At 47.1% G+C, this 14,557-nt stretch carries 14 protein-coding genes; all 14 read left to right on the top strand.

Annotated elements, in window-relative coordinates; all coding sequences use genetic code 11:
• The first annotated feature begins 211 nt into the window (after positions 1-211).
• On the top strand, positions 212-931 hold the full coding sequence (gene azlC / locus WMO65_RS17420) for an azaleucine resistance protein AzlC (RefSeq protein WP_148393492.1): 720 nt from the start codon (positions 212-214) through the stop codon (positions 929-931).
• Entirely contained in the window at positions 928-1,254 is a 327-nt protein-coding gene (locus tag WMO65_RS17425) for a branched-chain amino acid transporter permease (RefSeq protein WP_278247695.1), read from the top strand. Before azlC ends, WMO65_RS17425 begins: the two co-directional genes overlap by 4 nt.
• A gap of 82 nt (positions 1,255-1,336) precedes the next feature.
• Positions 1,337-2,158: a MerR family transcriptional regulator gene (locus WMO65_RS17430; RefSeq protein WP_148393493.1), complete on the top strand. Its 822-nt coding sequence runs from the start codon at positions 1,337-1,339 to the stop codon at positions 2,156-2,158.
• A gap of 174 nt (positions 2,159-2,332) precedes the next feature.
• Positions 2,333-3,241 (top strand): hypothetical protein, encoded by a 909-nt coding sequence (locus tag WMO65_RS17435; RefSeq protein WP_148393494.1) that lies wholly within the window; start codon positions 2,333-2,335, stop codon positions 3,239-3,241.
• Positions 3,238-3,933 carry a polyphosphate polymerase domain-containing protein gene (locus WMO65_RS17440; RefSeq protein WP_033140758.1) on the top strand — a complete coding sequence of 232 codons (696 nt, stop codon included), beginning with the start codon at positions 3,238-3,240 and terminating at the stop codon, positions 3,931-3,933. Before WMO65_RS17435 ends, WMO65_RS17440 begins: the two co-directional genes overlap by 4 nt.
• Positions 3,934-3,974: 41 nt before the next feature.
• A complete protein-coding gene (locus WMO65_RS17445) occupies positions 3,975-4,652 on the top strand; it encodes a DUF4956 domain-containing protein (protein WP_033140759.1) in 678 nt (225 codons plus the stop codon).
• Positions 4,653-4,657: 5 nt separating this feature from the next.
• Positions 4,658-6,106 (top strand): CotH kinase family protein, encoded by a 1,449-nt coding sequence (locus WMO65_RS17450; protein ID WP_033140760.1) that lies wholly within the window; start codon positions 4,658-4,660, stop codon positions 6,104-6,106.
• Between the two features lie 27 nt (positions 6,107-6,133).
• On the top strand, positions 6,134-8,290 hold the full coding sequence (locus tag WMO65_RS17455) for a hypothetical protein (protein ID WP_148393495.1): 2,157 nt from the start codon (positions 6,134-6,136) through the stop codon (positions 8,288-8,290).
• A gap of 20 nt (positions 8,291-8,310) precedes the next feature.
• A complete protein-coding gene (locus tag WMO65_RS17460; RefSeq protein ID WP_243128853.1) occupies positions 8,311-8,901 on the top strand; it encodes a hypothetical protein in 591 nt (196 codons plus the stop codon).
• Positions 8,902-9,009: 108 nt separating this feature from the next.
• Positions 9,010-9,456, top strand: coding sequence for a HEAT repeat domain-containing protein (locus tag WMO65_RS17465; RefSeq protein WP_243128854.1), 447 nt, complete (start codon positions 9,010-9,012; stop codon positions 9,454-9,456).
• On the top strand, positions 9,449-10,891 hold the full coding sequence (locus WMO65_RS17470; RefSeq protein ID WP_033140763.1) for a glycosyltransferase family 2 protein: 1,443 nt from the start codon (positions 9,449-9,451) through the stop codon (positions 10,889-10,891). The genes WMO65_RS17465 and WMO65_RS17470 overlap by 8 nt, the downstream gene beginning before the upstream one ends.
• A complete protein-coding gene (locus WMO65_RS17475; protein WP_148393496.1) occupies positions 10,881-12,755 on the top strand; it encodes an EAL domain-containing protein in 1,875 nt (624 codons plus the stop codon). The genes WMO65_RS17470 and WMO65_RS17475 overlap by 11 nt, the downstream gene beginning before the upstream one ends.
• A 262-nt stretch (positions 12,756-13,017) precedes the next feature.
• Positions 13,018-13,650 (top strand): pyridoxamine 5'-phosphate oxidase family protein, encoded by a 633-nt coding sequence (locus WMO65_RS17480; protein ID WP_033140765.1) that lies wholly within the window; start codon positions 13,018-13,020, stop codon positions 13,648-13,650.
• Between the two features lie 21 nt (positions 13,651-13,671).
• Positions 13,672-14,553, top strand: a complete 882-nt coding sequence (locus WMO65_RS17485; RefSeq protein WP_148393539.1) for an SIR2 family NAD-dependent protein deacylase — start codon at positions 13,672-13,674, stop codon at positions 14,551-14,553.
• Positions 14,554-14,557 lie beyond the last annotated feature (4 nt).

Consider the following 14,557-nt stretch of genomic DNA (forward strand, 5'->3'; position numbering starts at 1 on the left):
CACACAAATCTGTGTGATCGTTCATCTGCATTTCATTTTAGATATTTAACCTGTCTACTTGACAGGGGGCATATCAAAGTGAAAAGCCGGCTTTTTTCTATTTTCATTTATCGCATATTTTGATAAAATGGAACACAGAACGCGGGTTTAGCCGGAAAGAGGCGGACAACATGAAAGAAAGAGACAAGAGATAAGAAGGCAGGAAAAGAAAATGGAAGGAAAGACAAAGAGAATTCTCCGTGCATTCCGCGCGGCATTTCCCTATACCATCCCTATTTTTGCAGGGTTTTGGTTTGTGGGGCTGACGTATGGTATTTATATGAATGTGTCGGGGTTCAGTTTTTGGTACCCTATGATCATGAGTCTGACAATATTTGCAGGCTCCATAGAATTTGTGGTGGTCAACATGCTGCTTGGGGCGTTTAACCCGCTTCAGGCTCTTGTGATGACTCTTATGATAAATGCAAGGCATTTATTTTACGGCATTTCCATGCTGGACAAATACAGGAACACGGGCTGGAAAAAAGGATTTCTGATTTTCGGAATGTGTGACGAGAGCTTTACCATCAACTATACGGCAAAGATACCGGAGGATGTGGATGAGGGCTGGTTTATGTTCTTTGTGACGCTGTTGAATTATCTCTACTGGTTTTCCGGCGCCACTTTGGGAGGTATCTTCGGTTCCCTTCTGAAATTCAATACAGAAGGGCTTGATTTTGTTATGACAGCCATGTTTGTGGTCATCTTTATGGAGCAGTGGCTGAAGGAGAAGAACCATGTCAGTTCCCTTCTGGGGCTTGGCCTGTCTCTTCTGTGCCTGCTGGCGTTCGGGGCGGAGAATTTCATGATCCCTGCCATGCTGGCCATTATCGGCGTGCTGACGCTGCTTAGGAAACCCATTGAGAAAGAAAGCGAGGAAGTTTGCCAATGACTCTTACACAGCAGATCATTACCATAGCCATGGTGGTGCTTGGAACCGTACTCACACGTTTTCTGCCTTTTCTGCTCTTTCCGGCAGGAAAGCCAACCCCGAAATACATACAGTATCTTGGCAAAGTGCTGCCCGCTTCTGTTTTTGGGCTTCTGGTCATTTACTGTCTGAAAAATGTCAGCATTTTCACAGGCAGCCATGGGATACCGGAACTTCTGGCAATCCTGCTGGTGATCGCGCTGCATCTGTGGAAACGGCAGATGCTGTTGTCCATAGCGGGAGGCACCGTGTTTTATATGCTTTTGGTCCAGACTGTTTTTTGAGAAAACGTATTGACTCTCCCACACTGTTACACCCTATACTGTAAGTGAGCTCAGAAAGTCACATATGTGAAAGGTGGAAACTATGTTAAAGATTGGAGATTTCTCAAAGCTGTCGAGAATCAGTATCCGCATGCTGCGGCATTACGATGAAATAGGCCTGTTAAAGCCGGGAAAGGTGGATGCGTTTACCGGATACCGGTACTATGAAGAATCCCAGCTTCTGGACGCAGAACGTATTCAGGTGCTGAAGAATATGGGCTTTGGCCTGTCCGTGATCCGGGAGATCATGGGAAAGTATGCAGACGCGGAGGAGCTTAAGCATTTTCTGGAGATCAAGAGGCAGGAAACCGCGGAACAGGAGCAGATACTGAGGCAGCGGAAACATCTGATCGACAGTACCATTGAATGGATGAGAAAGGATGGAAGCATTATGGGATATGATGTAAGTCTGAAGACGCTGCCGAAACGGTATGTAGCCAGTGTACGTCAGGTCATTCCTGCCTATGAGGAGGAGGGAAGACTGTGGCATATCATGAGGGATGAGACGGCAGATATGGAGCTGCGCTTTGACAGCCCCTGCTATGACATGGCTGTCTTTTATGACGGGGATTATAAGGAGAGCGATGTGGATGTGGAGGTACAGCGGACGGTCATCGGCACATACCGGGATATCGAACATGTAAAATTTAAGACCATGCCCTCAGTGCAGTATGCAGGCGCGGTTTTTCAGGGACGGTATGAAAAGATCACCCGGGTAAACGAAGCTGTGGCCAGGTGGTGCGCGGATAACGGATATGAGTTTGACGGGGTGGGATTTAACATTTACCACGTGGGACCAAAGGATACAGAGAATCCGGAGGAATTTGTGACGGAGGTTTGTTATCCGGTAAAAAAGAAACAGTGACAGGTGATGCGGGAGCTTCCTTTTTGAGGAAGCTCCTTTTGCTTTCCATACAATGGCATTCCATATTAATAATTAATTAATATGCATTCATATTTCCTTATGTTATAATGAAATTGTTTTGAAATTATATGAAATTCAATTTTAATCCAATAGAGTAAGAAGCAGGAGGTATTCATGGCAGGTGGAAGAAAAGCCGTGTTTTTTTTGGCACTCTGTATTCTGATCTGCTGCGTGGGAGGCTGCCAAAATGACAGAAAAGACGTGGAAGTAAAAGTTTGTAAAACCAGTATTTTTTCATGGGAAGAGGAATACATGCTTCCGGGTGCGGAGGAAGAGGTGCAGAAGGCTATGGAAATGTTGGATTGTGAGGCCATATACCAGCAGGTTCCGGCAGATACGGATATGGATGTGATAAAAGATTATCTGAGACGCCGCAGAAAGGCAGGCCAGGATGTCTACTATCTGGCCGGGGACTCAAAGTGGGCAGTTCAGAAAAGCGGGGAGTCCATGCTTGCGGCTGTTGATACTGTGGGCAGATGGAATGAAGAGGCGGAAGCGGACGGAGAATTCTGCGGCATTGTGTGGGATGTGGAACCCTATCTTTTGGAGCGGTGGGACACAGATCCGGTCACGGTAATGGCGCAGTTTGTGCAGAACGCCGCCAAAGCGTATGAGGCGGCAGAGAAGCGGAATCTGCTTGTGATCCTCTGCATCCCCAATTTTTACGATTCCATGGGTCTTGAACAGTCACTGGAGAAGCTGATCCGGACGGGCTGTGACGCTGTAGCTGTCATGAATTATGATAAAACAGATGAGGCGGGCCAGATATGGGGCGAAGCAGAGATCGCGGAAAAATACGGAAAGGGAATCATCCATATTACGGAAATGCAGAGGCCCGGCACCCATGATCTGGAACCCAAGAACACCTATTACGAAGACGGGATAGAAGCAGTTAAAGAGAGCTGGGAGCATCTCAGGGAGGAGATACCAAATGAGAATCTGGGATTTTCCTGGCACTATCTGAAACCGGTGCTGGAACTGCTGGAGTTGGACACATTCCAGGAGAAAGGGGAAAATACATGAGAGAAGTATTGCGTCAGGAGAAGAAATATCTGATGTCATATGATCAGTTCAGAAGGCTGGACAACACATTTGAGAAAGTACTGCATCCGGATCCCCACAACGGGGTGAGCGGATATGCTGTCCGAAGCCTGTATTTTGATACACTGCAGGAAAGGGATTTTTACGAGAAGGAAGACGGGCTGGAGATCCGCAGAAAGATCCGTCTGCGGACCTATTCGCCCACCTCTGATTTTGCTATGCTGGAAATGAAGCAGAAGCAGGGGGATAATCAGAAAAAGAGGTCTCTGCGCGTATCCAGAGAAGACGCCATAGAACTGTCCCGGGGCAGGTACGGGTGTCTGCTTAAGTATGAGGACCCCTTTGCAAAGGAATGCTACGGGCTTATGAATATGATGCTGTACCGTCCGAAATCCATTGTGGAGTACCAGAGAAAAGCCTATATAGCAAGTGAAAATAAGACCCGCATCACTTTTGACTTTGATATCAAAGCCACGGAAAGCGACTTCCGCATTTTTGCGGCAGATCTGAACCAGAATCCTGTGATGGATAAATACCTGGTGGTGATGGAAGTAAAATACAGCGGTTTTATGCTGAGTTATATTAAACAGATGGTTAGCTTGGAGGGAAAAAGCCCACTTTCCGTGAGCAAATACAGTCTTTCCAGAAGCGCCAGCCTTCATTTTTTATTCTGACATACAGCAGCCGGGCTGCAGAAAGAGAGGAAAAAGCATAAATGAAAAATTATCTTTATTCTATGTTTGAGGAGACAGGTTCTCTGAATACAGAGCAGATCATTCTGAATATACTCGTAGCGGTGATTCTCGGAGGCGTTATTTACCTGTCCTATTATTTCACCCATGCAGGCGGAGTGTATTCCAAAAAATTCAATGTGTCCCTCATAACCCTTACGGTCTTAACCGCCACTGTCATGACGGTTATAGGCAACAACATTGCCCTGTCCCTCGGTATGGTAGGTGCGCTGTCCATTGTGAGATTCAGGACGGCGATCAAGGATTCCCGGGATACTACTTATATTTTCTGGACCATCATTGTGGGAATCTGCTGCGGTGTGGGCGATTATGTGGTGGCCTGTGTGGGCAGCGGTGTGGTGTTCCTGGTCCTGTTGGTTCTGGGAAGAGTGAAAAACGACAACAGGATCCTTCTCATCATCCGGGGCGCGAGGAATATGGAGCGCAGGATGGAAGCCATTGTATTTGACTATTTTGAGGCAAAGGCCATGCTGAGAGTCAAGAACACAAGCCGGGAATCCATTGAGCTTATATATGAGATGCCCAGAAAGATATATCTTCTCTCCAATAAAAAGGAGAAGAGTATTGCGGAGATGCTGTATGAACTGGAATCTATCGAATATGTCAATATTGTAACTCAGAATGATGAGATCAGCGGGTAACAACAATGAAAAGTAAATGGTTATACGTGGGAGCAGTTCTGCTGTCACTGCTTGCAGTGCTGGGAATCGCGAAATTCATAGAACCTGAGAATGTGAGGGTACAGCAGCATCTGTCTTACAATACAGAGGTGGAGGACACCAATCTGTCCATAGAACCGTCCTCCTTTTCCTCCCGCCTTCCGGTGGTCAGCATTGAGACAGGCGGGCAGGCCATACCGGGAAGACCGGAGGAGGGCCAGAAAGTAAGCCAGGTGAAAAATACCTTTATCCATGCAGAGATGAAGATCATGGAAAATAAAGGGGAGCTAAATACTCTGCAGGACACGCCCCAGGTGGAGTCAGATATACAGATCCGTGTCAGGGGAAATTCCTCCCGGCTGTTTGATAAGGCCGGGTATTTGTTTAAATTCACGGATGAGGACGGCATGGACAAGGGATATGAGGTTATGGGAATGGAAAAGGACAGTACCTGGGTACTGCACGGCCCTTATCTGGATAAGACCCTGATGCGGAATTATATGTGGTATAACCTCTCGGGCCAGATCATGGAATGGGCACCGGATGTGCGTTTTTGCGAGGTGTTCTTGAACGATAAATACCAGGGCGTATACGTGATGGCAGAACAGATCAGTGTAGGGGAAGGCAGAGTAGAGGTGACTGAGTATGACGGGAAATCCAATGCCTCCAGCTATATTGTCTGTGTGGACAGGGAGAGTGTCAATGATGTGGATTATCTGGATAACTTCACAGAGTACGCAAGGCGGATGACGAGCAAGGTGGAGGTTAAATATCCGGGTGCCAGAAAGCTGACACCGGAGATTACGGATTATATCAGCCGGGATTTTTCAGAGTTTGAGAAGTCCCTGTATTCGTATGATTATACATCCAGGCGCTATGGCTATCGGAACTTTATAGACGTAGATAATTTTGTGGATTATTTCATTATCAATGAGGTGACGCAGAATACAGATGCCGGTATTTTTTCCACCTATTTTTACAAGGATATATCGGGTAAGCTGAAGACAGCGGTCTGGGATTTTAACAACTGTTGTGATAACTACATGGAATACCAGCAGTCCATGGCAGGTTTTTTTATGCAGAACAGAACATGGTTTTTCATGCTTGCCAAGGATGAGGCGTTTACCGAAAAGGTGATCGACAGATACAGAGAACTCAGAAAAGGGATACTCAGCGATGACCATGTAAAGGCATATATGGAAGAGGTACAGGAATACCTGGGATGTGCTATAGACCGAAATTTCCAGGTATGGGGATATACCTTTGAACCGCAGAACGACCTTCTGAAAGGGGAAGGGCGGCAGATCAGCTCTTATGATGAGGCAGTGGAACAGTATGAAAAACGCCTTGTCAGCCGTATGGGCTGGATGGATAAGCATATAGATGCCCTGTACTCCTACAGCCACGAGTCTGTCAACAAAAAATTTAATGATTAGAATGCGTTGTAACGGAGGAAACATACTTTGAAGAAATTTTTGATCGGTGCTGTTTCGCTGATAATTCTGGTTCTCTTTTTGAACACGGCATATTACCGGTGGGGATTTTATATTGATTTTCGGCCGGACAAAGAACCGGATACTTTTACAACGGTCAGCGGTAAAGAAATCCTGGTGGATGAAGGAAAAGGGCCCAAGCCATTTGAGATAAAAGGGGTAGATCTGGGTGCCGGAATACCGGGACATTTTGCCACGGAGTATGCCATTGACAAGGAAACGTATCTGAGATGGTTCCGCATGATCCAGGATATGGGGGCAAATACCATCCGTGTGTATACCATTCTTTCCAGTGATTTTTATGAAGCTGTGTATGAATATAACAGGGATAACCCGGAGCCTCTTTACATTATCCACGGGGTATGGGTCAATGATTATATACAGAATTCACACGTGGATGCCTTTGATGATTCCTTTTTAAAAACTTTTAAGGAGGACTGCAGGACTCTGGTAGATATCATCCACGGCAGGAAGAAAATGAACCTGGGATACAGCACATCCAACGCCAGCGGTTCCTATACAAAGGATATCTCCCGGTGGGTGCTGGGATATATCATGGGTGTAGAGTGGGAGGATGTGACGGTTGCGTATACGGACCATATGCGCCGGGAGAACAGTTCCTACCGGGGGGAGTATATGTATACGACCGAAGATGCCACACCCTTTGAAGCCATGCTGGCAGAGGCCGGTGACCAGATCATTATGTATGAGAGCGAAAAATATAAGGAACAGCGCCTGGTGGCATTTTCTAACTGGCCTACAACGGACCCCATGGACTATCCGGAGGAGATCAACCAGTTGTTTATGAAATGTGCACAGGTGGATGTGGAGCATATTGCCTCCACAGATAAATTTCTTTCCGGTCAGTTTGCGTCCTACCATGTGTATTCCTATTATCCGGACTATCTGAGTCATTATGATTCTTGGAAAGAGGAGATACCTTATGCGAAGGACTATCTGCAGGAGGACGGCAGCTATAACACCTACGGAATCTATCTGGAAATGCTGAACCGCCATCATACCATGCCTGTGGTCATATCCGAGTTTGGCGTGCCCACGTCAAGAGGCAGGGCACAGCTTGATTTTCACACAGCCCGTTCCCAGGGATATATGTCGGAGAAAGAGCAGGGAAATGCCCTGGTGTCCAGCTATGAGGACATCAAAAAGGCGGGGTGCGCGGGGAGTATTATCTTCTCCTGGCAGGATGAGTGGTTCAAGAGAACCTGGAATACCATGGCAAATGTAGACCTGACCAAGACGGCCTATTGGAGTGATTTTCAGACAAATGAACAGTTTTTCGGACTGATGTCCTTTGACCCCGGGGAGGAGGAGAGCGTCTGCTATACGGACGGAGACACAGAGGAGTGGAGCGGGGACGATTTACTCTCAGAAAACGGAGATTACACCTTGTCCATGAAATACGATGAGAAGTTCATCTATTTCCGTATCCACAAGGAGAATCTGGATTTTGAAAATGAGAAAATCTATATTCCGCTGGATATCACGCCCAAGTCAGGGAGTTATTATGCGGAGGGCGAGGATGTAAAATTTGACCGGCAGGCTGATTTTCTGGTTGTATTGGACGGAAAAGAGAACAGCCGTGTTCTTGTACAGCAGCGCTATGATGTCTTCCGGGTGGTGTACAGTGAGGCATATGGGGAGGATAACCCGTATTTTGAAGTGCCGGATAAGGATACTCCTGTTTTTGACAAGATATATATGGCACTCCAGATCGGCAATGTGAATGCAGCGGACGAGGAGGATAGGATGTCAGAAAAGTTTGAGACGGGAAGACTTACCTATGGAAACGGAAATCCCTACGACCGGGATTACCATTCTGTGTCGGATTTTATTGCCGATGGGGATGATATTGAGATCCGGCTTCCATGGGATCTGCTGAATTTCTCCAATCCATCCCAGATGCAGGTCCATGATGATTATTATGAGAACTATGGAATCGAAAATCTGTCCGTGAAAGGGATATATGCCGGAATCGGAACAGAGGCGGGGAAGGATAACAGGATTAAAATGAACCGGAAGGAGCTGAAGGGGTGGGGGAAGAATCCCACGTACCATGAACGGCTGAAGCAGTCCTATTATATGATACAGGATATCTGGAACAGATAAAAAACACGAAGGAGGAGACAATGCACATACTTTCAATCAAACCGGAAGTGATTTTATATGTCTATATGGCAAGCTGTATTGCTGTCCTTGTGTTTAATGTACTCTACATTTTTATTGACAAGTACAGAGGGCGGCGTCTGGAGCACCAAAGCCTGGAGATGGTAGATGAGATTACGGGACAGATACAGCAGATGGAAGCCGGCGTTGATGTCCGGGAGGAATATTTTACGGGGCTGATACGGAGGCTGAAAAAACTGGAAAAATTAAGAGCCTTTGAATTATCCATGGAGGAGATACGAAGACAGATGCCGGCCGGGCGAACGGAAAAGTACCTGGAACAAATGCGCCGGGTTTTCCTGGAATTAGTCCCTGTATATGAGAAAAGGGATGAAATTGAGCAGGCTTATTTTGCCAGTCTTGTAGAGAAGTTCGGCATAGACAAAGGTCACACGGCTTATGACGGCCTGATGGATTTTATGATCCGTATGGTAGTCCACAAGGGTGTCTTCGTCAGGGAGAACGCGCTGAGGGCTCTTTATATGATCGGGAACAAAGAGGCAGTGCTGGCCGCCTGGGAGAAAATGGAGGATAATGAGATCTGCCACAGCTAAAAGCTGCTGTCTGACGGGCTTCTTAAATTTACAGGTGACAGGGGAGAACTTGCCCGCCTGCTGTTTGAGCACAGGAGCAGGTTTGATACCCGGCTGGTACTTCCTGTCATGCAGTTCATCCGGTTTCTGGGTGAGGATTTCCGGAAAGAGTTCCTGGAACTTCTCTCCAAGGAGACAGTAGATAAGGAAATCCGTCTGGAGGCAGTCCGTTATTTCAGAAAATATCCGTATGAGCCGGTCCGTGCGCTGCTGCAGCGCTTTTTGCAGTACCATGAATATTTGGACTGGGAATATGCCGCGGTTGCGGCCCAGGCTTTGGAATCCTATCCCGGTCCTGATACAGTGGATTGTCTGAAAGAAGGGCTGAAGGCTGTCAACTGGTATGTGCGGCTGAACAGCGCGGAGACCCTGATCATGGGTCTTAAAATACCAAAGAAGGATTTATTCGATGTGTATAATGGACGTGACCGTTATGCCAGAGAGATCCTGAATTATGTCACAGAGAAAATAGAGATCAAAGGCCAGGAAATGGAGCTGAGGGAGACAGATGTTTGAATTTGTTAAGTGTTTTTATACAGTGGTGGGTGCCCTGTTTGTCATCTACCTGCTGGGCTATTCCACATTTCTTATCGCTTCTGTGATCGCCGGCTCTCTTGACCTGTACAAGGAGAGTAAAAAGAGACGATACCACAATGAGATCAGCCATGACTATTACGTTCCTGTGTCCATTGTAGTTCCCGCCTATAATGAGGAGGTCACAGTGGTTGACACGGTGAAATCCCTGCTCATGATGGATTACAGGCTGTATGAGATCGTTGTCGTGGATGACGGATCAAAGGACGCGACTACCCAGGTACTGCTGGATGCCTTTCATCTGAAAAAGGTGATGCGGCCTATTAACCGGCAGATCAAATGCAGAAAGGAACAGAATGTATACGAGGCTGTGGTCAATGGGATCAATATCACTTTGGTCCAGAAGATAAACGGCGGTAAGGCGGATGCCCTGAATATGGGTATCAATGCGTCCAGATACCCGTATTTTATCTGTATGGATGCGGACAGTGTGCTGCAGAAGGATTCTCTGAAATATATTGTCCGCCCGGTGCTGGAGGATGACACCATTGTGGCGGTGGGCGGCCTGGTGAGGATATCCAACTGTGCGGTGCTGAGTGAGGGCGAGCTTGTGGACTATCACATGCCCTGGAACCCCATTGTGGGAATGCAGATACTGGAGTATGACCGCTCTTTCATGGCATCCAGAATCCTTATGGATAAATTTAACGGCAACCTGATCATATCCGGGGCGTTCGGACTTTTTAAGAAAGATATGGTCGCCAGCGTGGGCGGTTACGATGCCTCCACTATGGGAGAGGATATGGAGCTGGTCGTAAAACTTCATGCCTTCTGCCGTATCAATAAAATACCCTATGGGATACGATACATACCGGACGCGATCTGCTGGAGTCAGTGTCCTTCCAGTATCGGGGATTTAAAGAAACAGAGGAGAAGATGGTTCTTAGGACTCTTCCAGTGTCTGAACAAACACAGAAGAATGTTCCTGGCACCGGAATTCGGAGTGGTGGGATACATTTCATATCTGTATTATCTTCTGTATGAACTGCTGTCCCCGTTTATCGAGTTGTTTGGGCTTTTGACCATTGTGCTGGCATATATGGTGAATCTGATCAATGTGCCTTTTATGATCATGTTTTTCCTGATCTATGCGCTCTATGGAGCGGTTTTGACTATAACGGCGTTTTTTGCCAGGATTTACACGCAGAATATCAGACTGTCCGTGCTGGATGTGGTGAAGGCTGTCTATCTGTGCATTGCGGAGAGCGTATTTTTCCGGTTTATCCAGGCGTTTACAAGAATGACGGCATTTTTCGGATATAAGAAAAAGAAAAATGTTTGGGGACAGATCAAGAGACAGAAGATACAGCTTCATCAGACATCTGAAGAAAAGGGGAAAATGGGAGATGCGAAATAAGATTATCCGTTATCTGGCAGTGATTACAGCAGCCATGTTTATTTTCACACCCTCAGTGTGCCGGGCCGGAAATGAGGTGTATGTGGCCGGCATGCCGGATTCCTGGCCTTTTGAATTTTACGACGAGACAGCAGAGGATTACAGAGGTGTCCTGCCTGACCTTCTGAGGCAGGCAGGGGAAGCCGCAGATATTACCATAAAGTATATCAAGCCCTCTGATCAGGACAGGCGCCTGGCTTTGGCCGGGAATATACAGGCAGATGCGGTATGGACGCTGGGCCTTACAGAGGAGGAGATAAAAGACGCCGGGCTTGTAAAGGGCCGGGATTTGATCGTCTATGAGGAGGACAGAGAAGAGAAAAGCATAAGTCTGGCCTATACAAAGAGTATGGAAACGGCAGATATTGAGAAGCTGGAAAAAGCGTTTCAGAATATTGACACAGCGAAAATACAGGGGGCATATGCCGGCTATGCCGCCAAAGGGGATAACCCGGAAGGAAAGTCCGGCATTTATCTTAGGATCATTTTCGGCCTTATTCTGTTTTCCATTGCCATACTTGTATTTTTTCCTGTGTACTTTTGGCAAAAAAGGCGTCAGATGGAGCAGATGGCATATAAGGATGACGTTACCGGAAGGGACAATCTGACATCCTGGAAACAAAAGTTTTCCAAATGTATCGTTGAGGAGAACAGGAATCACTATGCGGTGCTCTTTTTATACGCCGGCATTGATGTGGTGAGTCATATATACGGATACAAGGAGGCGGAGAATGCACTGCGGCTTATCAGTGATACCTGTGAAGAGCTGGTCATGCACGAAAAAGAGGCGTTTGCCCGCTTTAATGAATATTATTATATTTTCTTTGTGGAGTATACCGGAATCAAAGGGCTGAAGAAGCGGATCCGGGATATGCAGGAAAATATAGTTGAGGAATTTAAAAAGAAAGAGAAGAAATATTTTCTGGAGCTGCACACAGGTATCTACAGAATGACCAATGTGGATGAAGATCCCCTGAAGACGATCCAGTTCAGTGAAGTGGCTATGGAATATGCCAAGATACATGTCTTGGATTACGCCCTCTATGACGAATATGTGGAGAGAGAGACCATATCCGGTTATGCAATGGAACATGAGGCAATCCACGGACTGATGCATGAAGAATTTCTCATGTATCTGCAGCCCATGGTAAGCCTGGACAGCGGCAGAATCTGCGGTGCCGAGGCACTGGTCCGGTGGCAGAACCCAAACAGGGGGCTTTTAAGGCCAAATGAATTTCTGGATGTCATGAAGCGCAAGCAGCTCACGGGTAAGATGAACATGGAGATCTACCGCCAGGGCTGCCAGTTTCTGAAGCAGGAGGCAGAGAAGGGGCGTTCTCTCAGGCTGCTGTTTAATTTTACCGTTGAGAATATTGGTGATGAACAGTTCGCAAACCATTTGTATGCCATAGCAGAACAGTATCATATTGACAGGAAGCAGATCATTGTCCAGCTAAATCAGATGGTGGAGATGAGCCAGTCGGAAATTTATGCGAAAACAATCAAACAGCTCAGGCAGTTCGGCTTTGATGTATATCTGGCGGGTCTGGAACTGGACCGTGTATTCTTTCATTATCTCTACTGCGGAATCAACGGCATTAAACTGAGGCAGGAAATGATCAGCGAGATCGACAAGCCGGAGGGGAAAGTGGTAGTGAAAAGCGTGGTGGAATTGTGCAGGAAGCTGAATCTGGAAGTGCTCAGCGTAGGGGTAGAAAATGAGGAGCAGGAAAGATTCCTGAGAGACCTTGGCTGTACCATGGTCAGCGGATTCCACTATTATTATCCCGTCAGTCAGGAGGTATTTGGTGAGCTTGAGAAATGATCACAGGCTGGCTGGACACTCTGTAGTATTGGGGATATCTCTTCGGGGATATCCCTTTTTATGTGGAAAAAAGCCTTCCGGGCGGGATATGTACTTCGCGTAGGAAGAAAACGACTGTGAGGGGCGTTTGGATACTTAGTATCAAAAAGGCATCTATAGCACTTTCAAGTGCGCTCTTGTGGAGCGGGAGAGCCCTGTTTTATAATAAAATAAAAGGGAAGACAGCATTTCATTTCCGGAAATTCAGAAGGGGGAAAGCAGTATGGAAACAGCAGAAATCCTCAGGATATTGAGAGAAGAGATACATTCCGCAGTGTTTGCGACTGTGGATGAACAGGGGCTTCCTGCAACGAGAGTGATTGATATTATGTTAACTGATGAGGACAGTCTTTATTTTATTACGGCAAAGGGAAAAGCCTTTTACCGACAGCTTACGGACAGAAAATACGCGGCTGTCAGCGGCATGACACAGGGGAAGGGTTCACTGGAGAGGAAAGCCGTATCCGTGAGAGGTAAGGTGGAGAATATAGGGAGCGGCAGACTTGCCCAGGTATTTGAAGCGAATCCTTATATGGCGGAGATTTATCCGGAGGAGGAAAGCCGTACTGCACTGGAGGTATTCCGAATGTATGAGGGGGAGGGCGAATATTTTGACCTCTCAGCAAAACCCGTGGTGCGGCATACTTTTTCCCTGGGCGGCGCACAGGAAAGACATCCTGTCAGCGGAGACTATTATATTGACGAGACCTGCAGCGGCTGCGGGGAATGTCTTAAAAAGTGCCCGCAGAAGTGTATTGATATGTCTGCAGTTCCATATGTGATCCTGCAGGAGCACTGCCTGCGCTGCGGAAACTGTCAGGAGGTATGTCCCTGCAAGGCAGTACATCGAAGATAGGAGGGAGGTTTATTGGGGCTGATGGAGGCTTTGAACGCTTTGAACAGAAAAGAGGAGAAGAAAGAGGAAAATCTGTACCGTGAACTGCGGACAGCCGAGACGGTGGTGATCGGAGCCGGAGCCGGACTTTCCACTTCTGCCGGATTTGTATACACCGGGGAGAGGTTCCGGGAAAACTTCCGTGATTTTGAGGTGAAGTACGGGTTTCATGATATGTACAGCGGAGGTTTTTATCCCTATGAGACCCTGGAAGAATATTGGGCTTATTGGAGCAGATATATTTACCTGAACCGGTACCGGGAGGTGCCGAAGCCGGTCTATACGGATCTGCTTCAGTTAGTAAAGGATAAGGATTATTTTGTGCTGACCACAAATGTGGACCATTGTTTTCAGAGAGCCGGGTTTGACAAGAAGCGGCTTTTCTATACCCAGGGGGACTTTGGGCTGTGGCAGTGTTCCGTACCGTGCCATAAGAAAACCTATGATAATGAGGAGACCGTGCGCCGCATGATCGCCAAACAGAAGGATATGCGCATTCCGGGTGAACTGATTCCGCTTTGCCCTGTCTGCAAAAAGCCCATGACTATGAATCTGAGAGCAGACAGCACGTTTGTGGAGGATGAGGGATGGCACGAAGCCTGCGGGCGGTATGAGAATTTTTTGGAGACCCATAAAGGAAGCAGGGTCTTATTTCTGGAGCTGGGCTGCGGGATGAATACACCCGGTATCATCAAGTTCAGTTTTTGGCGCCTTACCAGCCAATGGCCGGAGGCGGTGTATGGGTGCATCAATCTGGGGGAAGCCTATGCGCCGCAGGAAATAGAGGGAAAGTCTGTCTGTATCAGTGAAGATATCGGCAGGATCCTGAGCGTTTGGAAGAGGAGAATGGAAGATGAGAGCTAAGGAT

Origin of the sequence: Blautia caccae (assembly GCF_040095955.1) — a bacterium.
GTDB lineage: Bacteria > Bacillota > Clostridia > Lachnospirales > Lachnospiraceae > Blautia > Blautia celeris.

Bases quoted from the DNA above. Each gene is read 5' to 3' on its own strand.
- azlC (WP_148393492.1), top strand. From the start codon at position 212: ATGGAAGGAAAGACAAAGAGAATTCTCCGTGCATTCCGCGCGGCATTT.
- WMO65_RS17480 (WP_033140765.1), top strand. From the start codon at position 13,018: ATGGAAACAGCAGAAATCCTCAGGATATTGAGAGAAGAGATACATTCC.
- WMO65_RS17430 (WP_148393493.1), top strand. From the start codon at position 1,337: ATGTTAAAGATTGGAGATTTCTCAAAGCTGTCGAGAATCAGTATCCGC.
- WMO65_RS17435 (WP_148393494.1), top strand. From the start codon at position 2,333: ATGGCAGGTGGAAGAAAAGCCGTGTTTTTTTTGGCACTCTGTATTCTG.
- WMO65_RS17470 (WP_033140763.1), top strand. From the start codon at position 9,449: ATGTTTGAATTTGTTAAGTGTTTTTATACAGTGGTGGGTGCCCTGTTT.
- WMO65_RS17440 (WP_033140758.1), top strand. From the start codon at position 3,238: ATGAGAGAAGTATTGCGTCAGGAGAAGAAATATCTGATGTCATATGAT.
- WMO65_RS17460 (WP_243128853.1), top strand. From the start codon at position 8,311: ATGCACATACTTTCAATCAAACCGGAAGTGATTTTATATGTCTATATG.
- WMO65_RS17465 (WP_243128854.1), top strand. From the start codon at position 9,010: ATGCAGTTCATCCGGTTTCTGGGTGAGGATTTCCGGAAAGAGTTCCTG.
- WMO65_RS17445 (WP_033140759.1), top strand. From the start codon at position 3,975: ATGAAAAATTATCTTTATTCTATGTTTGAGGAGACAGGTTCTCTGAAT.
- WMO65_RS17485 (WP_148393539.1), top strand. From the start codon at position 13,672: ATGGAGGCTTTGAACGCTTTGAACAGAAAAGAGGAGAAGAAAGAGGAA.
- WMO65_RS17450 (WP_033140760.1), top strand. From the start codon at position 4,658: ATGAAAAGTAAATGGTTATACGTGGGAGCAGTTCTGCTGTCACTGCTT.
- WMO65_RS17475 (WP_148393496.1), top strand. From the start codon at position 10,881: ATGCGAAATAAGATTATCCGTTATCTGGCAGTGATTACAGCAGCCATG.
- WMO65_RS17425 (WP_278247695.1), top strand. From the start codon at position 928: ATGACTCTTACACAGCAGATCATTACCATAGCCATGGTGGTGCTTGGA.